We start from the raw sequence: 21922 nt of genomic DNA, 5'->3' as shown, positions 1-21922 counted from the left end.
AGAAGGAGGTGTGAAAGGTCACACGGTCCGGCGCGGTGGAACGTGGAGCACTACAAAGCCAGTGATGTTCATCATGCCATGCTCCTTTCGCCGGTTAGAGAAAACGCGGGACTTATAGACCCACCGCATCCGGATGGCCATAGCCGTCAACCGCAAAAAAGACATTTCACGCGGATATGTTGCCGCTCGGCAACGCCTGGGCGCCGCCGGCGAGGCATCGGCGATACAATGTGGCCTTGTGCTGCCCGGAGGGGGCCGTGCTAGAAGGGCCGGGCAACAGACTTAGAAGAGGAACCAGGTGTCGCGCAAAACCGACTGGCTTCACAATCTCGCGCTGCTGAAGCCCACGCCATACCGGCCTTGGCGGCATGCGATCCGCCTCTCGCTCGGCACCGGCCTGCCGCTGCTGATCGGAGAACTGACCGGCCATCAGGGCCCAATGCTCTATGTGGCGCTGGGCGGCTTCCTTGCCGCCGTCACCGTTCGGCTCGACCCCTATCGTGAACGGTTCCGGCAATTGGGCATTTCCGCGCTGATCGGCGCGACCGGCTGCCTGATCGGGCCGGAGGTTGGCGGGCACGGGCTTGTGACGATCGGGCTCTTGATGCTGGTCGGCCTGATATCGGGCCTCATCAGCGGCTATGGCGCGGCCTTTTCCACCGGCGCGCTCAACATGCTGGTGCTTGCCGTGGTCAACGCCCATGCGCCCTCGGCCGTGCCCTCATGGCTGGTGTTCGTGAACTTCCTCGCCGGTGCCGCCTTTGTCGCCTTTATGCTCGGGATCGGCGCACTGTTCGAACGCGACAGACCCGAACGGCGCATGCTGTCCGACATTGTCGGCCTGCTCGCGGAGCTAGCCCGTTTATCTGACGCCGTCGGCAGGGCTCCGACGCCGGAAAACCGGCTGCGCATGATCGACACGCGACGAAAGCTGACGGATGCCACCAAGACCGCCTATGCGACGCTGATCGAAAAACGCAGCCACGGCCGCGCCCGCACCCGCTCCGTGCTGCGAACCGCCGCCATTCTTTCGCTGGTCAACCAGCTCTCCCTGGCGATCATCACCGCGCGCGGAAACGGCGGCCTGACGCCGACGGCTGAACAGCTCGACGCCATGGCGCGCGCTTACATGGCGCGCGCCAGACAACCACCGCAAGCGCGCAGCGAGGAGCGCGAGGGCGACGAGCCCAGGCGCCTTGCCGACCGTCTCGCCGCCGCCATATGGCCGGCCGCGTCCGCCCGCGAGGTTCCGGAAGAGGGCGAACAGGAAAAAACGGACGACGCAGTATTTTCCGCAGGTCTCGGCACTCGCCTTGCCCGCCGTCTTGTTCTCGGCCGCGAGGTCGTGGTCTCCGCCCTCAGACTTTCCCTGTGCATGGGCCTTGCCGTCGCCATCGGCCGCCTGATCCCCGGCGATCACTCCTACTGGCTGCCGATGACGGTCGCAATCGTGCTGAAACCCGATTTCGGCTCGGTCTTTCTGCGCGCCATCCATCGCAGCCTCGGCACGCTTGTCGGCGTGGGCATCGCCCTTGCCATCGGGGCGCTGGTGCCGCGCGGGGTCGCGCTCGTTCCGGTCATCATGGCCCTCAGCGCCATCATTCCCTTTGCCGGCCTGCGCAGCTATGCGGTGATGGTGAGCTTCCTCACCCCCGTCATCCTGCTGATGATCGCCATGGTGGCGCCGGGCCCGGCTGAGAGCTACGACATTCAGAGGCTCGCCGACACGCTGGCCGGTTCGGCGATCGCGCTCGTCTTCGGCTATCTGATCTGGCCGCGATCGCAGGAGGAAAATCTTGAAAAGGCCTTCTCGGCGGCCATGGAAAAGGTCGGCGCCTATCTGGCTGCGGCAACGGCTGCAAAGCCCGATGACGAGGCCGGACTTGCGAAGATGCGCCAGACGCTCACCAATCGCGCATTCGCCGCCTCGCGGGCGCTGTCCGACCTGCGCACCGTTCTGGGGCGTCTGGTCGCCGAACCGCCGCCGGCCGGACGCGAGGCGGCCGCCTGGTTTCCTGCCATCGCCGGTGCGGAGCGGCTTTCCGACGCCATCACCGTCTATGCCGAGGGCCGCAGGCTCGGCGATCCGCCGCCCGACAAGGACCGCGCCGCCAGGGCGGAAGAGGCACTTTCGGCGATCACCGGCGGCGATGCCGCCGGACACAGGCCGGGCGGCCGCGAAAAGGACGACCGCTTCGGCGATGTCGAGGCGGAAATTGCCTGGATCCGGACCTATCTCAGACGTCGCCCGGGCCGAAAGCCTGTTCAGCCGTCCTCTGCCGACCCGACTTTCAGATAGGATTGCGGCGGCACTCCGAAACAGCGCCCGAAGGCGGCAACAAAGGCGCTGGCGCTGCGATAACCGAGCAGGCCGGCGATCTCGACGCTGCTCTTGCCGTGGCTCAGATGATTGACGGCCTCCATCAGACGCAGCCGGTTGCGCCATTCGGAGAAACTGAGGCCCGTCTCACGCTTGAACAGACGTTCCAGCGTGCGGGCGCCGGCGCCGGCGAAGCGCGCCAGTTCCTCCAGATTGGCGCGGTCGTCCGGCCGCTCGAGCAGCCGGTTGGTCACCCGTGCAAGGCGCGGATCGCTGCCGGCAGGCAGGCTGAGCGGCGCCGTCGGCAGAACGGCCAGCTCGTCGATGATGACGCCGGAGAGCCGCGAGAGGCGCTCCCGGTTTCCCGTCGGGCCGAGAGCGCGGAACCGCAGGAGGAGCTGACGCATGAGCGGCGTCATGTAGAGCACCTCGCAATGCCCGCCGCGAAGGTTTGTCACTGAAGGGTCGATGTAGATAAAACAGGCCGAGACATCTGTCTCCATAACCACTTCATGGGTAATATTGCCTGGTATCCACACCGCGTGACTGGTGGGCGCAAGCCAGTGTGCGCCGCAGGAATGCACCCTGAGGATACCTTCCTCCGCCCAGAGAAGCTGCCCGCGCGGATGGGCATGCGGCGCGCGGCCGATCTCGCCGGCGCGCCAGCGTTGCGCTCTTGCCGTGACCGGACGTGCCGGATCAATGATCCAGCCCGGGTTGTCTTCGGGCATGATGAATGACGCAAATTCGATATCGTTTGGCATCATATAGCTGTTCCGTAACAGTCTCCGCACGCATAATATGGCATCAGCCAATTTCCAACACCGCCGATTGAACGCCATGCTGACCTACAAGAAGATCATCGTTGCCGGCCTTGCCGCGCTTGCGCTTGCGCTTGCCCTTTACCCGCATTCCCTGATGACAGCCGAGCAGGCGCGCACGCTCGGTCTCGTCCTGGTGACGCTCAGCCTGTGGGCGACTTCCCTGGTGCCCGCCTATCTCGCGAGCCTGATCTTCATCGCTTTCGCGCTGCTGTTCAAGCTGGCGCCCCCCGCCGTGGTGTTTTCCGGCTTTCACTCCTCGGCGATGTGGCTTGTGTTCTCCGGGTTCCTGATCGCCGCCGGCGTGCGCAAGGCGGGGCTCAGCGAACGCATCGGCTCGGCGCTCACGGTAAGGATTTCGCACAATTTCACACTTCTGATCAGCGGCATCTTCGCCGTTGCAGTCGTCCTCGCCTTCGTTATGCCGTCCTCCCTCGGCCGGTTTTTCCTGCTCTGGCCGATCGCCCTGGCGCTCGCCGAAAAGCTCGGCTTCGCCGAAGGCTCGAACGGACGGGCGGCGGTTTCCCTTGCCACGGTCTTCGCCTGCCACATGCCGGGCTTCGCCCTGCTGCCGTCAAACGTCCCCAACCTCATCCTCGCCGGGGCCGCGCAAACGATCTACGGCGTGGACCTCACCTATGCCCGGTATATGGCGCTGCATTTCCCGGTCCTGGGCCTGCTCAAGAGCCTGATCCTCATCGCCCTGATCCTGCGCTTCTTCCCGGACACGCCGCAACCGCTCGCCGCCGGGGAAAGGCAGAATCAAAATGAAAAGCCGCTCGACTGGCGGCAATGGTATGTGATCGCGGTGCTGGTCATCACGCTTGCCTTCTGGATGACCGATACTTTCCACGGAATCAATCCGGCCTGGATCGGCATCTGCGCCTCGATCGCGCTGCTGATGCCGGGTCTTGGCCCGGTGGGACCGGAGGACTTCGACAAGAACGTCAATTTCGGCGTCTTCCTTTTTATCGCGGGCTTCCTCGCCGTCGGCGCCGTCGTCAACGAGACCGGGCTTGGCGTCGTCATCGCACACGGCATGGAACATGTCCTGCCGCTCAGCCCCGGGCGGGACTTCGTCAATTTCCTGTCGCTGTCGCTGATGGGCTTCGTGGTCGGCATCATCTCGATCCTGCCGGGCGTGCCGGCGGTGCTGACCCCGATGGCCTCGGAGCTTTCCGCGCTGACCGGCCTGTCGCTGACGAGCGTGCTGATGACGCAGGTGATCGGCTTTTCGACCATCCTCTTTCCCTACCAGTCCGCGCCGTTGATGGTCGGCATGCAGGTCACCGAACAGCCGGTCGGCAACATGATGAAGGTCCTGTTTCCGCTGACGCTGATCACTGCCTTCATTCTCGTGCCGCTCGATTTCCTGTGGTGGCGTCTCCTCGGAGTCATCTGACGGCCGGCAAGGCTTGAGCGGAGGAGCGGCGAAGCGTAAGGAAGGCCATGACCTTGCGCATCGCCCTCTACCAGCCGGATATCGCCGGCAATACCGGCACGATCCTCAGACTTGCCGCCTGCCTCGGGCTTGCCGTTGACATCATCGAGCCGGCAGGCTTTGCGCTGTCCGACAGGAACCTGAAACGGGCCGGTATGGATTATATCGCCAAGGCGGTCATGACCCGTCACGTCGACTGGGAGGCGTTCGAGACCTGGCGGCAGGAAAACGGCAGGCGGCTGGTGCTGGCTTCCACCAAGGCAAGCCTCGCCTATACCCGATTCCCGTTTGAAGCCGACGATATCCTGCTGTTCGGCCGCGAAAGCGCGGGCGTGCCGGATATCGTTCATGAAAGCGCGGATCATCGTGTCCGCATTCCGATGGCCGAGGGCGAGCGCTCGATCAACCTCGCCGTTTCCGTCGGCATGATGGCGGGAGAGGCGCTGAGGCAGACAGGCGGCTTCGACGCCCTCTCGTGAGCGCGCTCAGTCGGCGGAAGACAGCCGGCGCATGGTGAACTCGATCCGGTCGCCGCTCAGGACGCGCCAGCTTTCCACCTCGGTCCAGTAGGCGGCCTTGGGATAGCTTGCGAACCACTCGCGCGCCTTGGCGCGGGCCTCCTCGCGCGAGAGGCAATAGCGCTCGCGCACGAAGCCGCCATCATTCTGGCGGTGTTCCCTGATCCGTTTTTTAAGCCCGTCCATGGACGGCGGCTTTGGAAGATTGGCCATCCCGCTATCCTTCACGTTTCAAAGAAGATAAGGTTTTCACATCGCATTTGCGAGTCAAATCAAGAGCCCGGAAAACGGGCGCATGCATTTCAAGCGGAGCGCATCATATGGAACGGCCGAAACTGCCTGTTGGCCTGCCGGAGGATATCGAGGCTAGGAAAAGCGCGGCCAGGGCCTGGTTCGAGAGCCTGCGCGACACGATCTGCTCCGGCTTCGAGACACTGGAAAAGGAACTGACGGGGCCGTTGAGCGACCTTGAGCCGGGGCAGTTCGAAGCCAAGGACTGGAGCCGCGATAACGGCGAGGGCGGCGGCCGCATGTCGGTCATGCACGGCCGCGTTTTCGAGAAGGTCGGCGTCCACACCTCAACCGTCGAAGGCGAATTCTCCGAGGAGATGGCGAAGACCATGCCGGGCGCCGAAGAGAACGGGCGCTACTGGGCAAGCGGCATCTCGCTGATCGCCCACCCCGTCAACCCGAACGTTCCGGCCGTGCACATGAACACCCGCATGATTGTTACCGGAAGCTGGTGGTTCGGCGGCGGCGCCGACCTTACCCCGGTGCTCGGCAGGAGGCGTCGCCAGGAAGACCCGGACACGATCCTCTTCCACCGCGCCATGGAGATCGCCTGCAACAGGCACCAGGCTATCATCGACTATCACAAGATGAAAAAATGGTGCGACGACTACTTCTACCTGCCCCACCGCAAGGAGCCGCGCGGCGTCGGCGGCATCTTCTTCGACTGGCAGCACTCCCCGGATGACAAGGGCGGCATGGAAGCCGATTTCAGGTTCGTTCAGGATGTCGGCCGAGCCTTTAACCTGGTCTATCCCCGGCTGGTGCGCTCCAACTTCAACCATGAGTGGACGTCAGCCGATCGCGACGAGCAATTGGTGCGCCGCGGACGCTATGTGGAGTTCAATCTTTTGTACGATCGGGGCACCGTTTTCGGGCTCAAGACCGGCGGCAATGTCGAGGCGATCCTGTCATCCCTGCCGCCCGTCACAAGATGGCCTTAATCTAAATCGTTATAGTTAATTTTTCTTCAAATATCGGCCTTGTTTGCATTGCAAAAAGGGGTTCTACTTACCAAGTCGGATACAGACTTTAACCCCAATACCAGTCCGAGAGGAGCGGGCAAATGGCAGACAAAGTCAAGATCACCGAAACCAAGGCCGCACGGAAAGACTACAAGCCCAACCCCAAGAAGGTCGCGGGCACCGATGACAGCAAATATGCCGCGGAGATGGCTTACAAACACGGTCGTCCGTGCGAATCCTCCGCGGTGTTTGAAACCTGGGCCCAACACTGAGGTTCCAACCGGGCCCGGCTTTGTTCTGAGGCCCTGTCCACCTGACTGCGGCAACCCTTTCCGCGTCGGTGAGCCCGGTTTTTCGATCACGACCGCCCGGCGCTTCCTGGTGCCGGGTCGGCAATCGGTCTCTGGCCAGACAGCCAGCTGAAAAAAGCCGTCTCCCCTGCCGGTTTAGCGCGAACAAATCATCCCTGCCGGCGTTTAACCTGAAGACGGAAAACAAAGGAGGAAGACATGAAACGTTTTGATTGCGGAACGCTCGTGCCCGGCTGCCCCTGGCACACCAGCGCAGAAGACGAAGCAGAAGTTGTCCGCCGCTCCGTCGAGCATCTGCGCACGACCCACGGCGAAACCATTATCCGCGAGAACATGGTCGACAACATCAAGGCGCGGATCAAGGACGAGGAAAAGGCCTGAGGGCTCAGTCCTCACCTTTCATCAACGCATCAAGCCGGGCGGCAAGCGCTGCCCGGTCCAGTTCGAAATCGCCCTCCACCCATTGCCTTTCCAGGCTTGCCAGAATTCGCCCCACCTCGGGGCCCGCCAGCACGCCGGCATCGACGATATCGCCTCCGGAAATCGGCATTTCGGGCTTTTCCCAGAGCTCGGCCGCCTCGATCAGGCGCACGTATCCCGCTGCCTCTGCAACCGCTTCTGCATCGCCGCCCGCAGCCTTGGACCGCGCGTCGGAAAGCGACAGCTTCAGCCGCATCATCAAGCCCTGCTTGCCGTGCGTGTAAAGCAGCCGGCGCAGGCGCGCCGCCGATGTCGACGCCGTGACCACCGGCGCGGCGGCAAAGGAGAGTATGAGGTCTCGTTCGGCATTGGAGAACTTCAGCCGCTCGGCCATTTCCTTCAGCCGCACGTCATAAGGCGGCACGATCGCGGCAAGCCTCAGAAGCGAATCTGGCCTCCAGCCGAAATGCGTCTCCGCGTCGATCAGCCCCGGGACAGCGTCGATCCCCCATTTTTCGCTCTCCGGCAACACGATCGTGAGAACGCCGGTCTGGCGCATCCACAATAGCGCGCGCGAGGGATCGCCAGCGGCAAGAAGCTTTTTCATCTCCGCCCAGATGCGCTCGGCAGACAGGGTCTTCAACCCCTCGCGGTGGCGCACGCTTGCCTTCAGACCTGCCGCATCGGGCCTGCCGCCGCCATACCAGGCAAAAAAACGGAAGAAACGCAGGATCCTGAGATAGTCCTCGGTGATCCGGGTCTCCGCCTCTCCGATGAAACGGACGGTGCGGGTTTCGATATCGGCAAGGCCGCCCACGAGGTCGATCACGCGACCGTCCCTGTCGGCGTAGAGCGCGTTGATCGTCAGGTCGCGGCGCGCCGCGTCCTCGGCCCAGTCGGTCCCGAACCGCACCGTCGCGTGCCGCCCGAATGTCTCAACATCGGCGCGCAGCGTCGTCACCTCGAAGGGCTTGCCCTCGCACACCACCGTCACCGTGCCATGCGCGATGCCCGTGGGCACAGGTTTCATCCCGGCGTTCTTCGCCCGCGCGGCCACCTCTTCCGGCACAAGCGTGGTCGCCATGTCGATGTCGCCAACCGGCATGCCCATCAGCGCGTTGCGCACAGCTCCTCCGACGATCCGCGTTTCGCCGCCATCGCCGTTGAGCACATCGAGAACCTTCTGAAGCCGGTTTTCCCGAAACCATGGATCGTCCTTGACCGTCTTCACGCGTAAAGCCTTTCATAGATTGTCCTGACGATGCCGGCGGTAATGCCCCAGATCCGGTAGACGCCGTAATTGATCTCGTAGTAGTGCCGCGTCATGCCGCCAAGCACGCCGCTGCGATGCTGGTGATTGAGCGGATCCATGATGAAACCGAGCGGCACCTCGAAAATATGGTCGACCTCGTCCGGATTGGCCGAAAGGGAAAAACCCGGCCGCACCACGGAAAGGACCGGCGTGATCCTGAAACCGGTTCCGGCGAGATAATCCGGCAGGCGCGCGACCGGTTGGACGAAGTGGCGGTCAAGGCCGATCTCCTCCTCGCATTCACGCAGCGCCGCATCTTCCGGCGAGCGATCGTCCGGATCGATCGACCCGCCCGGAAAGGCGATCTGGCCGGAATGCTTTCTGAGCTTCGTGGTCCGCCGGGTGAAGATCACCCGCGCCTCGTCGCCATAGTCGACAACCGGAACCAGAACGGCAGCCGAACGCATGTCGAGATCTTCGTAATAGGCGAAGAGATCCGGGTTGAGCGCGTGGTCGCCATGATCGCGCCAGGCATGTTCCAGCGGCTTGCCGCGCTGGGCGAGCGCGCGTTGGCGGAAGCTTGCCGCCGCAAAACGTGGGTTCACAGCATTCACAGCAAGGTCTCCAGCCTGGCCATTTCCATCACGGGAAAGAGCAATTCGCCGGAGCGGATGACAAACATGGACTTTCCTTCAACTTCCGCTTCCTCGCCGAGCGCCACGAGATCATAGGCGAGCGCCCGCGAAAACAATGCTTCCAGACGCCCCCTGACCCGAACATAGGGTTTCAGTTCGGCGTTATCCCCGGAAATCTCGAACCGCAGAGGGTGCGTCGCGCCGACCTCCACGATATCGCCCATATTGGTGCGCACCGAGAGGTTCCGCTCTTCTCCCTTGCCCGAGACCGTCATCGCGACGGCGACGAAGGGGGCATCCTCGACGCGGATGCGAACCTTCTCGACGGGCGTCACCAGATAGGTCTCGCCATCGTCGTCCTTGCGCAAGACCGTCGAGAACAGATGCGCGAGCGCCGCCCGGCCGATCGGCGTCCCTTGGTAGAACCAGGTGCCGTCGCGGCGGATTTCCATGTCGAGGTCGCCGCAAAACGGCGGATCCCATTTTTCCACCGGCGCGGGCGCGCGCTTTCCCCCGCCCTCAAGCTGGCGCGCGATCGCAGAGGCCAGCCCCGAGGCGTCGCCTGTCGATGGTTGTGTCCCGTCCGTCATCTTTCCGTCCCAGTTTCGGGTCGAATATTGTTCGCTCTCGAAATAGTCATTCCAAACCGGCTTGTCAGCCGCCGGCAGGTGATTATCCTTTTCGAATGACGAACCGGCAACCGCCCGGAAACCCCGAACTGGCCCGAGGCCGCGGAGACATGTGCATGGATGCGACTGACACGAATACGGCTCAGGAGATCGTGGCAGAGGCCGAAAAGGCGCTTGAGGACATCCAGAAGGTGAAGGCCGAGGTCTCCAAGGTCATCTACGGTCAGGAGAATGTCGTGGAAAGCGTGCTCCTGGCCGTGCTCTCCGGCGGGCATGCGCTGCTCGTCGGCGTGCCGGGCCTTGCCAAGACCAAGCTGGTCACCACGCTCGGCACCGTTCTCGGCCTGGCCGGCAACCGCATCCAGTTCACGCCCGACCTGATGCCGTCGGATATTCTCGGCTCCGAAGTGCTCGAGGAAAGCGAGACCGGGCGCCGCTCCTTCCGCTTCATCAAGGGACCCGTCTTCGCGCAATTGCTGATGGCCGACGAGATCAACCGCGCCTCGCCGCGCACCCAGTCGGCGCTTTTGCAATCCATGCAGGAATATTCCGTCACCATTGCCGGCCAGCATTACGACCTGCCGCGCCCCTTCCATGTGCTCGCCACCCAGAATCCGCTGGAACAGGAAGGCACCTATCCCCTGCCAGAAGCCCAGCTCGACCGTTTCCTGCTGCAGGTCAATGTCGGCTATCCCGACATCGCCTCGGAACGGCGCATTCTGCTCGAGACGACGGGGGCCGTGGAGGAAACCGCAAGCCCCGTCATTACCGGGGAACGGCTGATGGAAATCCAGTCGCTGATCCGCAAGATGCCGGTCAGCGAGAGCGTGCTCGAAGCCATTCTTGACCTGGTGCGCGCAGCCCGCCCCGGCGAAGGTTTTGAGGAGACCGACCGCAATGTCGCCTGGGGGCCGGGTCCCCGCGCCGGCCAGGCGCTGATGCTGACGGCGCGCGCCCGCGCACTTTATCAGGGCCGGCTCGCGCCCTCGGTGGACGACGTGAAGGCGCTGGCCGCGCCGGTGCTCCAGCACCGCATGGCGCTGACCTTTGCCGCCCGTGCCGAAGGCATCACCGTCACCGACGTCATTGCCACCATCGCAAAGCGCGACTTCAACTGACAGGCAGCCGCCCTTGGCCCCGATCGGACAAACGACACCGCCAACCGCCCGCAATTCGGCCCTTGCCGAAGGCAAGCGGCGCGCAAGCCTGCTGCCCGACTGCCTGATCGAGGCGCGCCGGATCGCCAACACCGTGATTGCCGGCTGGCATGGCCGCAGGCGGCGGGGACCGGGCGAGAATTTCTGGCAGTTCCGTCCCTATGCGCCCGGCGAATCGCTGATGCGAATCGACTGGCGGCGCTCGGCGCGCGACGACCACACCTATGTGCGGGACATGGAATGGGAGGCGGCCCATACCGTCTGGCTCTTCGCCGACCTTTCGCCCTCCATGCAGTTCCGCTCCGAAGCGGCCCCGGTTTCCAAGGAACACCGCGCCCTCGTGCTGCTGCTGGCCATTGCCGAAACCCTGCTGCGCTCGGGCGAACGTGTCGGCTATCCCGGACTGATGGAGCCGGTGGCCAGCCGCAACGGCGCCGAAAAACTCGCCCATCACTTGGCCGCGGCAACCGAAATCCCTGCGGTCCTTCCAGATACGCAGATGATGCGCGGCCCCTCCGAACTCATCGTCATCGGCGATTTCCTCGATGATCCGGAAGCGCTGTTTTCAAGGATAGCGCCGCTTTCCGAACGCGGTCTGAAGGCCCACCTAGTGGAAGTCGCAGACCCGGCTGAGGAAAATTTTCCCTATAACGGCCGCACCGCCTTCGCCGATCCGGAAACCGGACGGGAACTGACGCTCGGCCGCGCCGAGAGCCTGCGGGAGGCCTATCTGGAGCAGTATCTCGCCCGCCGCGACCTGATTTCGCAGACGGCGCGGCGTTCTGGCTGGAGCTTCTTCACCCACCATACGGACCGGCCTGCCTCCGAAGCGTTGACGGCGCTGCATATGCGCCTTTCCGGCATCAGCGGGGGACAGCGCTGATGGGCGGTTTTGAATTCCTGAGCCCGTTCGTGCTTGCGGCCCTCGTCGTTCTGCCGGCGATCTGGTGGCTCCTCAAGCTGACGCCGCCGCGCCCGCGACGCGAGGTGTTTCCGCCGCTCGCCATCCTTCTCAGACTGGCAAAGCGCGACGAGACGCCGGCCAAGAGCCCGTGGTGGCTGACGTTGCTGAGGATGGCTCTGGCCACGTTCGTCATCCTCGCCATCGCCAATCCGGTGATCAATCCGGACCGCACCGAGATTTCCGCTGATGGCCCGCTGGCGCTTCTGATCGACAATGGCTGGGCAAGCGCCGAAGATTGGGAAGCGCGGACGGCTGCCGCCGATGCTTTGATCGAGGCGGCGGGCCGCGCGGACCTGCCCGTGGCCCTCGCCTTCACCGCCGACCGGGCCGGCGATCCGCACCCGGTCTCGGCAAGCGAGGCGCGCCAGAGGCTTGCCGCCGCCGAACCGCAGGCCGCCCGCCCCGACCGGCTGCCTGCAGCTATGGGGTTTGTCGAGGCTCTGGACGGAACGACGCCCGGCACCATTGCCTTCCTTGCCGACGGATTGTCGGGACCGGATGACCAGGCTGCCTTCGACGTGCTGAACAGCGCCGGCGCCGACGACCTTCTTGTGTTGCGCGCAAACCGCGCCCTTCCCGCTGCTCTCACCGCCGTCGACAATGGCGCTGCGGCAAGCAGGATCACTGCCGCGCGCGCGGAAGCCGGGCCGCGCGCCGAACTCTCCGTCAATGCCTATGACCTTCAGGGGCGCGTGATCGCGACCAGCCCGCTGGTCTTCGAAGACGGGACGAAGGCGGCGACCGCCGAGATCCGCGCGCCCTTTGAGGTGCGCAATGACTTTGCCCGCATCGCAATCGACGGCGCGGCCAATGCCGGCGCGGTCCAGCTTCTCGACGACGGCTTCCAGCGCCGGCGCGTCGCGCTTGTCTCGGGAAGTCCGTCCAATGAGGCCCAGCCGCTGCTGTCGGCGGTCTATTACCTGCGCCAGGCGCTGTCCCCCTATGCCGACCTGATTTCGAGCGACGCCGCCACGCTGCCCGAACAGCTCGACGCGCTGATCGAGCAGAACCCTTCCGTGGTGATCCTGAGCGATGTCGGGACGCTTGGCGATGACGTCCATGCGCTTCTGCGACAATGGGTAGAGGCCGGCGGCACGCTGGTCCGTTTTGCCGGGCCGCGCCTTGCGTCATCCGAAGGCGAAGACCCGCTGCTGCCGGTCCGGCTGCGCTCCGGCGCGCGCGCCTTTGGCGGGGCGATGAGCTGGAGTGAGCCGCAAAACCTCGCGCCCTTCCCGCAGGAAAGTCCGTTCTACGGCCTGCCCGTGCCGGACGGCATCACCGTCTCCCGCCAGGTGCTGGCCGAGCCGGCGCCCGATCTTGCCGATCACACCTGGGCGAGCCTTGAAGACGGCACGCCATTGGTGACCGAAAACATGCTTGGCGACGGACGACTGGTGCTGTTCCACACCTCGGCCGACCCGAACTGGTCGAATCTGCCGATTTCCGGCTATTTCGTCGAAATGCTGCGTCGGATCGTCAATCTTTCCCGAGCGAGTGCGGCGGCCGACGGAGAAAACGGCTCTTCGCGCCTCCTGCCCCCCTACCGCCTGCTGGCGGCCAACGGCACGCTGTCAGCCGATGTCAGCGGCGCCAATCCGCTTTCCGATGCCGGGGGACAACCAATCGCAACGCGGGAGAACCCGCCTGGGCTTTACGGCTCGGCCGACGGCTTCACCGCCGTCAACCTCTTCGGCCCCGAGGACACGCTTGCGCCGCTTGATGTCGCGGCCCTTGAGAGGAGCCGCCTGCAGCCGATCGGCGAGACCCGCGCCTTCAGCCTCAAGCCGTTGCTCTTGGCGGCCGCCATGCTGCTCCTGATTTCCGACGGCGTCATCATGCTGGCGATGAACGGCGCTTTCTCGAATCTCAAGTCACGCCGTGCCGCCTTGCCCCTCATTCTTGTGGCCGCTCTTGCCGCCGCCCTGCCCTTCACGCCCGGCCCTGCTGGAAATGCCCATGCCCGGATGAGCGACGCGGAAATCACCGATCTGCTCTACGAGACCCATCTCGCCTATGTCGTCACCGGCGAGGATGACGTCGACCGCATCTCGGAGCGCGGGCTGAAGGGGCTTTCCGACTATATTTCATACCGCACCGCGCTGGAACCGGGCGATCCGGTCGGCATCGACCCGGCGGAAGACGAACTGGCCTTCTATCCCCTGATTTACTGGCCGATTTCGGCCTCCGCGCCGATGCCGTCGCAGGAGGCGATTGCCGGCATCGAAGCCTATATGCGCAATGGCGGCACGGTGCTGTTTGATACGCGCGACCAGTATTCGCCGCTCGGACAGGAAGCGGTCAGCGCCAACACGGCGCGGCTCAGGGCGATCCTCGACAATATCGACGTGCCGCCCCTGGAACCCGTGCCCGAGGGCCATGTGCTGACGCGCTCCTTCTATCTGCTTTCCGATTTCCCCGGCCGGTATGACGGTTCACCGCTCTGGGTCGAGGCGCGGTCGGGCGCGAGCTCCGACATGGTGACGAGCGGCGGCGACGGCGTTTCGCCGATCATCATCACCGGCAATGATTTCGCCGGCGCCTGGGCCACCAATCCGGATATGACGCCGATGCTGCCGACCGTTCCGGAAAGCCCGCTTCAGCGCCAGTTCGCCTATCGCACCGGCGTCAACATCGTGATGTACATGCTGACCGGCAATTACAAGGCCGACCAGGTCCATGTTCCAGCACTTCTCGAAAGGCTGGGGCAGTAATGGACCTGACTTTCGCCCCCCTCCTGCCGCTGACGGCGCTCTATGCCGCCCTTGCCGCCATCCTCGCGCTGATGGTGCTCGGCTACCTGACCCGCATGCGCGGCACCACGCTGCGCGCGGCGGCCGGGCTTCTTCTGCTTGCAGCGATCGCCAACCCGACCATTAGCCGCGAGGAGCGCTCACCGCTTTCGACCATCGTGCCGATCGTCGTCGACCGCTCCCAGAGCCAGCTTTCCGAAGACCGCGCCAGCCAGACCGATGCCGCGCTCGAGCGGCTTCAGGCCCGACTTGCCGAGGACCCGACGCTCGAACCCCGCATCGTCGAGGTCGCGACCGCGAATGAAAACGGCCGCGCCGAGACGCTGGCTTTTCAGGCCCTTGCCGATGCCGTGCGCGACGTACCCCCGAGCCGGATGGGCGCCGCCTTCTTCATCACCGACGGCCAGATCCACGACATTCCGGAGGATGCTTCCGCCCTTCCCGCCGACATTCCCGTCAATGCGCTGGTGACCGGCACGGCGGAAGAATATGACCGGCGGATCGAGATCAACGAGGCGCCGCGTTTCGGCCTTGTCGGCGAAAGCCTGCCGGTGGAATTCACCGTGGTCAATGACGGTCCGGTGAGCGAGGCAGAGGGCGGCGCGGACCCGGCGATGGTGACGGCGCGCCTCAACGGCGCCATCGTCGCGCAGATGATGGTCGCGCCGGACATCTCGACCCGCTATGTCTTCGACCTCGACAATGGCGGCGAGAACATTCTCGAACTATCCGTCGACCCCGTGCCCGGCGAACTGACGCAAGTGAACAACCGCGCGGTCCAGATCGTCGAGGGCATTCGCGAGAACCTGCGCGTGCTGCTCGTTTCCGGATCGCCGCATTCGGGCGAGCGGACCTGGCGGAACCTGTTGAAATCCGATCCGTCCGTCGATCTCGTCCACTTCACCATTCTGCGCCCACCGGAAAAGCAGGACGGCACGCCGATCAACGAATTGTCGCTGATCGCCTTCCCGACGCGGGAATTGTTCATCGACAAGATCGACGATTTCGACCTGATCATCTTCGACCGTTACCAGAACCGCGGCGTCCTGCCGCTGCTCTATTATGACAATATCGCGCAATATGTGCTGAACGGCGGTGCGCTGCTGGTGGCCGCCGGCCCGGAGATCGCCGGACCGGAATCGATCGCCGTGACGCCGCTTTCCGCCGTGCTGCCGGCAATCCCGACGGGCGAGCTGTCAGAGGGCGCGTTTTATCCGGACATCTCCCCGACTGGCGAGATGCACCCTGTCACCCGGGACCTGCCGGGGGGCGGCGAGGAGCCTCCGGCCTGGGGCCGCTGGTTCCGTTCCATCCCCGTCGGCGACGCGCGCGGGGAAACGGTGATGACGGCAGACGGCGCGCCGCTTCTGGTGCTCTCGCGCGAGGGTCAGGGCCGCGTTGCCGAGTTCCTGTCGGACCAGGGCTGGCTGTGGGCGCGCGGTTTTGAAGGCGGCGGCCCCTATGTGCCGCTCTACCGGCGCATCGCCCACTGGCTGATGCAGGAACCGGCGCTGGAGGAGGAGGCGCTGGCGGCAACAACCGATGGCGAGCAGTTGGAAATCACCCGCCAGACCATGGGCGACGCCCCGCGCGAGGCGACCGTGAGCACGCCATCGGGACGTTCGCTGACCGTCCCGCTCGATGAGGTCGAGCCCGGTCTGTTCCGGGGCAACGTACCCGTCAGCGAAATGGGCCTGTTTTCGATCGAAAACGGCGACCTGCAACGGCTCGTCAATATCGGCGATCCGGACGCGCCGGAGTTCAAGGCAATGATCTCGACCACGGAAAGCCTTTCGCCGCTTGCGGGCGAGACCCGCGGACTGGTGCAGCGGATTGCGGACGGCATGCCGCCCGTCCGGGTGACGTCCGGGCCGCTCAGGGCCGGCAATGACAGCTTCATGCCGATCGTGGCCACGTCTGATACGCGGCTTGAAAGCATCCGCTCGCTGCCGCTCTTCAGCGGCCTGCTCGGGCTTGCCGCCCTTCTGGCGCTGATCTCGGCCACATGGTGGCGCGAGGGGCGGACAAAATCCTGAAAGCTCACATCTAATCGGTCCGGAACCGCATCATGCCGACGAGCCTGGCTTCCACGCCGTCCACCAGCGGATCGGCAAGGATGCGCTTCGGATCGACCGGGCCTGGCAAAAGCAGGGTCGGCGGCACGATGGGGCGGAAGCCGAGCGGCCCGTAATAGGGCGCATCGCCGATCAGGATCACCACCTCGGAGCCAGCCCCTGCGGCGGCTTCGACGGCAATGCGCACCAGCTTGCGGCCGATGCCCCGGTTCTTGTGGGAAGGACGGACGGCGAGCGGGCCGAGCATGTGGCCGGCAGCATTGCCGGCCCAGACCGGGGTCAGCCGCACCGAGGCAATCACTGCGTCCCCATCCAGGCAGACAAAGGACAGGGTGCGATCATGCGGGCCCTGCTCGCGGATTCGGCTTGCCGTTCGCGCGAAACGCCCGGGCCCGAAAGCCTCGTCGTTGATCTCTTCGATCGCGTTGTCATGGGAAACCTCTTCGGGGAGGTAGCACAGTTCGCTTGTCATGGTTTTGTGAGCCTGTCGGAATTACGCAAATGAAAGCCGCCGGAGAGGTTCTCCGGTTTTCGATCTTCAATCAGCGTCGTCGCAGGATCCGCATGACAAATTCCAGTTTCAGGGCAGAACGCCACTAGCAGGAAAAAACGGCCCCGTCCAGCCGATGGACCTCAAGAGCGCGATTTCCGTTGAACCATGACACAGTGTCAAACGTTTCGGGGCTGGCAATGCTTCAGCCGAAACGTATGTAAGGGTCGAGAGAGGAATGAAAGGAGCATCCCATGGGCATGCTGGAAGACGGCGTCTGGAAGGACGTCTGGTACGACACCGACAAATCCGAGGGTCATTTCAGGCGTGAAAGCTCGCAGTTCAGGAACTGGATCACGGCCGATGGCAGCGCCGGGCCGCAGGGAAAAGGCGGTTTTGCGGCCGAAAAGGACCGCTACCACCTCTATGTCGCGCTCGCCTGCCCTTGGGCGCACCGAACCCTGATCTTCCGCAAGCTCAAGGGACTAGAGGATTTTATCGACGTTTCGATCGTCGACCCGCTGATGCTGGAAAACGGATGGGAATTCAGGAACCGCGACGGCGGCACCAACGACCCGATCAATGGCGCAGACTATCTCTGGCAGGTCTACACCAAGGCCGACCCGCACTATACCGGCCGCGTAACGGTTCCGGTGGTCTGGGACAAGAAGCGCGGGACGATTGTCTCGAACGAGTCCGCCGAAATCATCCGGATGTTCAATTCAGCCTTCGACCACCTAACGGGCAATAGTCTCGATTTCTACCCGAAGGAGCTTCGCGGCGAGATCGATGACATCAATGCAACCGTTTATGACACGGTCAACAACGGCGTCTACAAATCCGGTTTCGCCACCACGCAGGAAGCCTATGGCGAGCATGTGACCAAGCTGTTCGAAACGCTCGACATGCTGGAGGAACGGCTCGGCGAAAACCGCTACCTTGCGGGCGACACGCTGACGGAGGCGGACTGGCGGCTGTTCACGACGCTGGTGCGTTTCGACCCGGTCTATGTCGGGCACTTCAAGTGCAATCTGAGGCAGATCGCGGACTATCCGAACCTCCAGGGCTATCTGCGCGAGCTCTACCAGATGCCGGGCATCGCCGAGACGGTCAATTTCGACCACATCAAGCGCCACTACTACGGCTCGCACAAGAACATCAATCCGACGGGCATCGTGCCTGAAGGACCGATCCTCGATCTCGACGCGCCGCACGGTCGATAAGCAGAACGAAGCGCGGATCGGCTATCCCGTGCCGCTTCGCTCCGTCAGCCAGTGGCGGGTCGCCTCGTAAAGCTCGGGGCCGAGCCCCTCGACGACTTCAGGCGCGAGGTCGGCAAGGCTTGTTTCGGCAAGCGAGGCCCGCCAGGCCCTGTCTGCGCGCAGCATGACCTTTGCCACGGGGCACATGTCCTTCGGGCAATAGCCTTCCGGCAGGCACGGGTTGTTGGCGCGAATATCGCGGCACAGAAACAAGGGCGCCTTGCCTTCGACCGCTTCGACAATGTCAAGAAAAGAGATGTCTTCAGGCGCGGCGGCGAGCCTGTAGCCGCCGCCAGGCCCAAGCGAGCTTTCCACGTGCCCGGCCTGGGAGAGCGCCTGCAATGCCTTCGAAAGATATTCCTTCGGAATGCCGTGGAAAGTCGCAAGCACCTTGGTGGGCAAATAGCGTCCTGGCGGAAGTCCGGCCAGCACGGCCGCCGCGTGAAGGACCCATTCGACCTGATTTCTAAGCTGCATCCGCTTCCAAGCCGGCCCTGTCGAGGCCGTAAACCCTGTCCAGCGAGCCAGGACGGCTCTGATAGGCAATCGCCAATCTGTTCCACCCATTAATCGACACGATCACATAGGTCAATTCGGCGATCTCCCGGGCACTGAAATAGGACGCTAGCGCCTCGCGCGCCGAAACGACCCTTTGGTTGTCTATCGCGCCGGTGAGCGCCTCGGCATAGGCGAGTGCAGCCTTTTCCGTGTCGGAGAACAGCGGCGATTCGGCAAAGACGGCGACATGGTAGAGACGCAACTCCCTTTCGCCGGCAATCTTGGCTTCCTTGTGATGCATGTCGAGACAGAAGGCACAGCCATTGATCTGCGACACGCGGATATCGACGAGATGTCTCAGCCTTGCATCAAGGCTGTTCGTCCCGAGTGTTTCGGAGAAAGCGATATAGGCCTCGGCAAGAGCAGGCGCGAACCGGGCATAGGGCGGTGTAGTCATGGCGTGTATCCTTTCATCATATTAAGGATATTTCTTATCCTTGAGGATATTTAATATCCTTAATATGAGCGGAGTCAAGATCGCCGTGCACGGAGGCTGTTCGTACCGGAGATTGCTTGCGGCATGGGGCGGGCCCGTCTATGACATCTTCATGTTCAAGCTCGCTCATATTTCAGATGTCCACCTTGGGCCGCTGCCGCAGCTCTCGCCGCGAGAGCTGGTCTCCAAACGCATCACCGGTTTCTTGAACTGGCACCGCAACCGGCGCAAGCATCTCGGCAAAAACACGCTGGAGAACCTGCTTCTGGCGATCGCCGACGAGGCGCCGGATCACCTTGCAATCACCGGCGATCTCGTCAACCTTGCCACCACCAAGGAGATCGAGAACGCCGCCGAATGGCTGAAGAGCGTCGGGCCGGCAAAGGACGTCTCGCTGGTGCCCGGCAACCACGACGCCTATGTGGGCGGGGCCTATGCCAAGGTCGCCAGGGCCTGGCGCGACAATATGCAGGGCGATGAACACCGGCCGCTCAGCAACACCTCGGAGGCCCTCACCTTTCCCTACCTGCGCCGGCGCGGGCCCGTTGCGATTATCGGCTGTTCTTCGGCCATCGCCTCGCCACCGTTCATGGCGATCGGCAACTTCGAGAAGAAGCAGGCGCGCGCGACGGCGGAGTTGCTCAGGAAGGCCGGCGAGGAAGGCCTGTTCAGGATCGTGATGATCCACCACCCGCCGGTGCGCGGGGCGGCCGCGCGTCACAAGCGGTTGATCGGCATCAGGCGGTTCCGCGCCGCTGTGTCAACCGGAGGATGCGAACTGGTGCTGCACGGGCACACCCATCTCAACACCGTCAATTTCATCGAAACGCCGCACGGCAAGACGCCGGTCATCGGCATTGCCGCAGCCGGACAGGGAACCGATGGCAAGAAGCCGCCGTCTGCCTTCAATCTGATCACGGTCAGGGGGAAGCCCGGCAGGTGGGAAATGCACTGCCAGCGCCATGCGCTCGATGCTGCAAGCGGCCTCATAGAGCCGGAAAGCGCATTTGCCTATTCCTACGCGGAAGCCGCAGCGGAATAGGCGTCGATCAGCCCGTTGATGCTCAGAGACAGCGCTGTCGCAACCTTCGCGCATTCGCCGCCGCCAAGGCCGTTCCAGCCCATGGCGTTCTTTACCGCGTCCGGACAGATCCGGAAATACATCGATTGCCCCATGATCGCGAAGCTGAGCACCTTGGTCTCTTCGGCATCAGGATCTCTCCCGCTCGCGCGGCCGAGCAACTGCCCGATATGTCTGTGCAAGGGCGCCGTGACCTGCGCGTAAAGCAGGTCGAAGGCTTCGCTGCGCTGGGTGATATAGCGCATCATGAAAGCGGAGATCGCCTCGGCGTCACTTCGCCCCGAGATCGGCGTCACCATGCGAAGCGCGATCTCCAGGAGCTCCTCGCGGGCGGCCTCGGGCGCGACGTCGTCAGGCACCGGCTGAAGGACATCGCTTCCGAGCCGCTCCGAAATCGCGTCGATCACATAATGCGCGCAGGCGATCAGAAGCCCGGGCTTGCCGCCGAAATGATAGGCGATGCTGCCAATATTGGCCCCGGATCGTTCCGCGATCTTGCGTGTGGAGACGGCGTTGTAACCAAATTCCGCGAACAGGCGCAAAGCGGTCGAAATGATCGCCTGACGCGTGGCTGCTGCTCCCTGCAGATTATCACTCATGACGTGTTAAATTTGCCCTCGGTTGGGCGGCGAGCCGCCCGGTTCTCGTTCTTCTTCAACGTCATTGTTCACTTGATTGATCCATACCGCAAGGCCCCTTTCCGCTTGAGCCACATTTCTGCCGTAATTTTTCCTCAGCGAAACCGGAATGCGGAGCGACCATAGTCAGTCGCAAATAAGTCGGTTCCGCGTCGGTTCGACAAAGTGAACGCAGCCCCTTGTTTCCGACCTTTACAAGGGGCAATATCGCGCGAACTTCGCGCTACGGGGCATCAGGTCCGGTTCCGGTCGCCATTCATATTTTCAAGGAAACGATGGACATCTCCGTCAAAACCAACAAATCAGCCGATGTCAGCGGTCGGAAGCGCGTGAAACGCTGGCTGCCGGCCCTGGCCTGTTGCGGCTTTCTCGGCATTGGCATCGCCATCGGCGCGATCCTGTCGCGGGATACCTCGAGCGCGACGGAAACGGTTGACCTGTCTCTGGAACAGTCGACCGACTGGATCGATGACGTCTGCGCCAATTTCCGCATCTTCGGCAGAAAGTATCAGCCGATAACGGATATCGGGCCTCAGGATACCGCAGCCGTTGCCGACCTCGTGCAGCGCACGACCGGCCTCGACGTGAGCGTTCCGAGCTTCGAGGAGGGCGCGCGGATCTTTGAAGGCGCACGCATCGTCGCCGTCGACCGCACGCCGGGCGTGGAACTCTTCTATCGCAACAATGCGGGCGACCTGCTTTCGGTCTTCATCCTCGCGCGCCCGGCAACGCTCGACAACGAGATCACCGATGTCCAGGAGACCATCCGCGACAATCTCACCGTCGCCTGGTGGCAGGGCGAACGCGCGCTTGTCGCGATCGTCGGCCCGTCCTCGGACACCGACATGCCGGCGCTCGCACAATCGGCCTATCTGAAACTGTAAGATTGCAATTGAGGGACGGACGGCGCC

Annotated in this window: 22 protein-coding genes; 13 read left to right on the top strand and 9 right to left on the bottom strand. The window is 63.6% G+C overall.

Annotated features, from left to right (window positions below; all coding sequences use genetic code 11):
* Positions 1-298 precede the first annotated feature (298 nt).
* Complete coding sequence (locus JET14_RS03275; RefSeq protein ID WP_200336786.1) at positions 299-2299, top strand: FUSC family protein; 2001 nt, start codon at positions 299-301, stop codon at positions 2297-2299.
* Here JET14_RS03275 and JET14_RS03270 read toward each other — a convergent pair.
* Entirely contained in the window at positions 2266-3087 is an 822-nt protein-coding gene (locus JET14_RS03270; RefSeq protein WP_200336785.1) for an AraC family transcriptional regulator, read from the bottom strand. The two genes, JET14_RS03275 and JET14_RS03270, sit on opposite strands and share 34 nt — an antisense overlap.
* Before the next feature lie 73 nt (positions 3088-3160).
* Here JET14_RS03270 and JET14_RS03265 point away from each other — a divergent pair, with 73 nt between their 5' ends.
* Both JET14_RS03265 and JET14_RS03260 read left to right on the top strand, forming a co-directional pair.
* Positions 3161-4543 (top strand): SLC13 family permease, encoded by a 1383-nt coding sequence (locus tag JET14_RS03265; protein ID WP_200336784.1) that lies wholly within the window; start codon positions 3161-3163, stop codon positions 4541-4543.
* Positions 4544-4590: 47 nt separating this feature from the next.
* The gene (locus JET14_RS03260; RefSeq protein ID WP_200336783.1) at positions 4591-5061 is read left to right on the top strand and encodes a tRNA (cytidine(34)-2'-O)-methyltransferase; all 471 of its coding nucleotides are present in this window, start codon (positions 4591-4593) and stop codon (positions 5059-5061) included.
* A 6-nt stretch (positions 5062-5067) separates the two neighbouring features.
* Here JET14_RS03260 and JET14_RS03255 read toward each other — a convergent pair whose 3' ends face one another.
* Entirely contained in the window at positions 5068-5313 is a 246-nt protein-coding gene (locus JET14_RS03255) for a hypothetical protein (RefSeq protein WP_200336782.1), read from the bottom strand.
* A gap of 107 nt (positions 5314-5420) precedes the next feature.
* Here JET14_RS03255 and hemF point away from each other — a divergent pair, with 107 nt between their 5' ends.
* The 3 genes from hemF to JET14_RS03240 all read left to right on the top strand — a co-directional run bounded on the left by hemF (position 5421) and on the right by JET14_RS03240 (position 7045).
* Entirely contained in the window at positions 5421-6332 is a 912-nt protein-coding gene (hemF, locus tag JET14_RS03250) for an oxygen-dependent coproporphyrinogen oxidase (protein ID WP_200336781.1), read from the top strand.
* 122 nt (positions 6333-6454) lie between these two features.
* Entirely contained in the window at positions 6455-6625 is a 171-nt protein-coding gene (locus JET14_RS03245) for a hypothetical protein (protein ID WP_156484716.1), read from the top strand.
* A 237-nt stretch (positions 6626-6862) separates the two neighbouring features.
* Positions 6863-7045 (top strand): DUF1059 domain-containing protein, encoded by a 183-nt coding sequence (locus JET14_RS03240; protein ID WP_024707314.1) that lies wholly within the window; start codon positions 6863-6865, stop codon positions 7043-7045.
* A 4-nt stretch (positions 7046-7049) separates the two neighbouring features.
* On the opposite strand, the gene JET14_RS03235 is transcribed toward JET14_RS03240, so the two are convergent.
* Genes JET14_RS03235 through JET14_RS03225 form a run of 3 tightly spaced genes read right to left on the bottom strand, consistent with a single transcriptional unit; the run spans position 7050 to position 9561 of the window.
* On the bottom strand, positions 7050-8315 hold the full coding sequence (locus tag JET14_RS03235; protein ID WP_200336780.1) for a CCA tRNA nucleotidyltransferase: 1266 nt from the start codon (positions 8313-8315) through the stop codon (positions 7050-7052).
* Positions 8312-8950, bottom strand: a complete 639-nt coding sequence (locus tag JET14_RS03230; RefSeq protein ID WP_200336779.1) for an NUDIX hydrolase — start codon at positions 8948-8950, stop codon at positions 8312-8314. The genes JET14_RS03235 and JET14_RS03230 overlap by 4 nt, the downstream gene beginning before the upstream one ends.
* The gene (locus JET14_RS03225; RefSeq protein WP_200336778.1) at positions 8947-9561 is read right to left on the bottom strand and encodes a DUF1285 domain-containing protein; all 615 of its coding nucleotides are present in this window, start codon (positions 9559-9561) and stop codon (positions 8947-8949) included. Before JET14_RS03225 ends, JET14_RS03230 begins: the two co-directional genes overlap by 4 nt.
* A 155-nt stretch (positions 9562-9716) precedes the next feature.
* Between JET14_RS03225 and JET14_RS03220 the strand changes: the two genes are divergently transcribed.
* The 4 genes from JET14_RS03220 to JET14_RS03205 are packed head-to-tail and all read left to right on the top strand — an operon-like array spanning position 9717 to position 16507.
* On the top strand, positions 9717-10718 hold the full coding sequence (locus JET14_RS03220) for an AAA family ATPase (protein ID WP_200336777.1): 1002 nt from the start codon (positions 9717-9719) through the stop codon (positions 10716-10718).
* A 13-nt stretch (positions 10719-10731) separates the two neighbouring features.
* Positions 10732-11640: a DUF58 domain-containing protein gene (locus tag JET14_RS03215; RefSeq protein WP_200336776.1), complete on the top strand. Its 909-nt coding sequence runs from the start codon at positions 10732-10734 to the stop codon at positions 11638-11640.
* Positions 11640-14432 carry a DUF4159 domain-containing protein gene (locus JET14_RS03210; RefSeq protein WP_200336775.1) on the top strand — a complete coding sequence of 931 codons (2793 nt, stop codon included), beginning with the start codon at positions 11640-11642 and terminating at the stop codon, positions 14430-14432. Before JET14_RS03215 ends, JET14_RS03210 begins: the two co-directional genes overlap by 1 nt.
* Positions 14432-16507 (top strand): hypothetical protein, encoded by a 2076-nt coding sequence (locus JET14_RS03205; protein WP_200336774.1) that lies wholly within the window; start codon positions 14432-14434, stop codon positions 16505-16507. Before JET14_RS03210 ends, JET14_RS03205 begins: the two co-directional genes overlap by 1 nt.
* A 10-nt stretch (positions 16508-16517) precedes the next feature.
* Here the strand turns inward: JET14_RS03205 and JET14_RS03200 are convergent, their stop codons facing one another.
* Entirely contained in the window at positions 16518-17018 is a 501-nt protein-coding gene (locus JET14_RS03200; protein WP_200336773.1) for a GNAT family N-acetyltransferase, read from the bottom strand.
* A gap of 272 nt (positions 17019-17290) precedes the next feature.
* Between JET14_RS03200 and JET14_RS03195 the strand changes: the two genes are divergently transcribed.
* Positions 17291-18259, top strand: a complete 969-nt coding sequence (locus tag JET14_RS03195; protein WP_200336772.1) for a glutathione S-transferase family protein — start codon at positions 17291-17293, stop codon at positions 18257-18259.
* A gap of 21 nt (positions 18260-18280) precedes the next feature.
* On the opposite strand, the gene JET14_RS03190 is transcribed toward JET14_RS03195, so the two are convergent.
* Together JET14_RS03190 and JET14_RS03185 are read right to left on the bottom strand one after the other, a co-directional pair.
* Positions 18281-18775 (bottom strand): RrF2 family transcriptional regulator, encoded by a 495-nt coding sequence (locus JET14_RS03190; protein WP_200336771.1) that lies wholly within the window; start codon positions 18773-18775, stop codon positions 18281-18283.
* Positions 18765-19253, bottom strand: coding sequence for a carboxymuconolactone decarboxylase family protein (locus tag JET14_RS03185; RefSeq protein WP_200336770.1), 489 nt, complete (start codon positions 19251-19253; stop codon positions 18765-18767). Before JET14_RS03185 ends, JET14_RS03190 begins: the two co-directional genes overlap by 11 nt.
* A gap of 151 nt (positions 19254-19404) precedes the next feature.
* Here JET14_RS03185 and JET14_RS03180 point away from each other — a divergent pair, with 151 nt between their 5' ends.
* On the top strand, positions 19405-20334 hold the full coding sequence (locus JET14_RS03180) for a metallophosphoesterase family protein (RefSeq protein ID WP_200336769.1): 930 nt from the start codon (positions 19405-19407) through the stop codon (positions 20332-20334).
* On the opposite strand, the gene JET14_RS03175 is transcribed toward JET14_RS03180, so the two are convergent.
* Entirely contained in the window at positions 20310-20972 is a 663-nt protein-coding gene (locus JET14_RS03175) for a CerR family C-terminal domain-containing protein (RefSeq protein ID WP_200336768.1), read from the bottom strand. The genes JET14_RS03180 and JET14_RS03175 overlap by 25 nt on opposite strands.
* 314 nt (positions 20973-21286) lie before the next feature.
* Here JET14_RS03175 and JET14_RS03170 point away from each other — a divergent pair, with 314 nt between their 5' ends.
* On the top strand, positions 21287-21895 hold the full coding sequence (locus JET14_RS03170; RefSeq protein WP_200336767.1) for a hypothetical protein: 609 nt from the start codon (positions 21287-21289) through the stop codon (positions 21893-21895).
* Positions 21896-21922 lie beyond the last annotated feature (27 nt).

The sequence above is a fragment of the Martelella lutilitoris genome (genome assembly GCF_016598595.1).
In the GTDB taxonomy this organism is placed as follows: Bacteria; Pseudomonadota; Alphaproteobacteria; order Rhizobiales; family Rhizobiaceae; genus Martelella; species Martelella lutilitoris_A.
This window is presented reverse-complemented; position numbering and strand designations above follow the sequence as displayed.

Bases quoted from the DNA above. Each gene is read 5' to 3' on its own strand.
- JET14_RS03270 (WP_200336785.1), bottom strand. From the start codon at position 3,087: ATGATGCCAAACGATATCGAATTTGCGTCATTCATCATGCCCGAAGAC.
- JET14_RS03265 (WP_200336784.1), top strand. From the start codon at position 3,161: ATGCTGACCTACAAGAAGATCATCGTTGCCGGCCTTGCCGCGCTTGCG.
- JET14_RS03260 (WP_200336783.1), top strand. From the start codon at position 4,591: ATGACCTTGCGCATCGCCCTCTACCAGCCGGATATCGCCGGCAATACC.
- JET14_RS03255 (WP_200336782.1), bottom strand. From the start codon at position 5,313: ATGGCCAATCTTCCAAAGCCGCCGTCCATGGACGGGCTTAAAAAACGG.
- hemF (WP_200336781.1), top strand. From the start codon at position 5,421: ATGGAACGGCCGAAACTGCCTGTTGGCCTGCCGGAGGATATCGAGGCT.
- JET14_RS03245 (WP_156484716.1), top strand. From the start codon at position 6,455: ATGGCAGACAAAGTCAAGATCACCGAAACCAAGGCCGCACGGAAAGAC.
- JET14_RS03240 (WP_024707314.1), top strand. From the start codon at position 6,863: ATGAAACGTTTTGATTGCGGAACGCTCGTGCCCGGCTGCCCCTGGCAC.
- JET14_RS03225 (WP_200336778.1), bottom strand. From the start codon at position 9,561: ATGACGGACGGGACACAACCATCGACAGGCGACGCCTCGGGGCTGGCC.
- JET14_RS03220 (WP_200336777.1), top strand. From the start codon at position 9,717: ATGGATGCGACTGACACGAATACGGCTCAGGAGATCGTGGCAGAGGCC.
- JET14_RS03210 (WP_200336775.1), top strand. From the start codon at position 11,640: ATGGGCGGTTTTGAATTCCTGAGCCCGTTCGTGCTTGCGGCCCTCGTC.
- JET14_RS03205 (WP_200336774.1), top strand. From the start codon at position 14,432: ATGGACCTGACTTTCGCCCCCCTCCTGCCGCTGACGGCGCTCTATGCC.
- JET14_RS03200 (WP_200336773.1), bottom strand. From the start codon at position 17,018: ATGACAAGCGAACTGTGCTACCTCCCCGAAGAGGTTTCCCATGACAAC.
- JET14_RS03195 (WP_200336772.1), top strand. From the start codon at position 17,291: ATGGGCATGCTGGAAGACGGCGTCTGGAAGGACGTCTGGTACGACACC.
- JET14_RS03190 (WP_200336771.1), bottom strand. From the start codon at position 18,775: ATGCAGCTTAGAAATCAGGTCGAATGGGTCCTTCACGCGGCGGCCGTG.
- JET14_RS03185 (WP_200336770.1), bottom strand. From the start codon at position 19,253: ATGACTACACCGCCCTATGCCCGGTTCGCGCCTGCTCTTGCCGAGGCC.
- JET14_RS03180 (WP_200336769.1), top strand. From the start codon at position 19,405: ATGTTCAAGCTCGCTCATATTTCAGATGTCCACCTTGGGCCGCTGCCG.
- JET14_RS03175 (WP_200336768.1), bottom strand. From the start codon at position 20,972: ATGAGTGATAATCTGCAGGGAGCAGCAGCCACGCGTCAGGCGATCATT.
- JET14_RS03170 (WP_200336767.1), top strand. From the start codon at position 21,287: ATGGACATCTCCGTCAAAACCAACAAATCAGCCGATGTCAGCGGTCGG.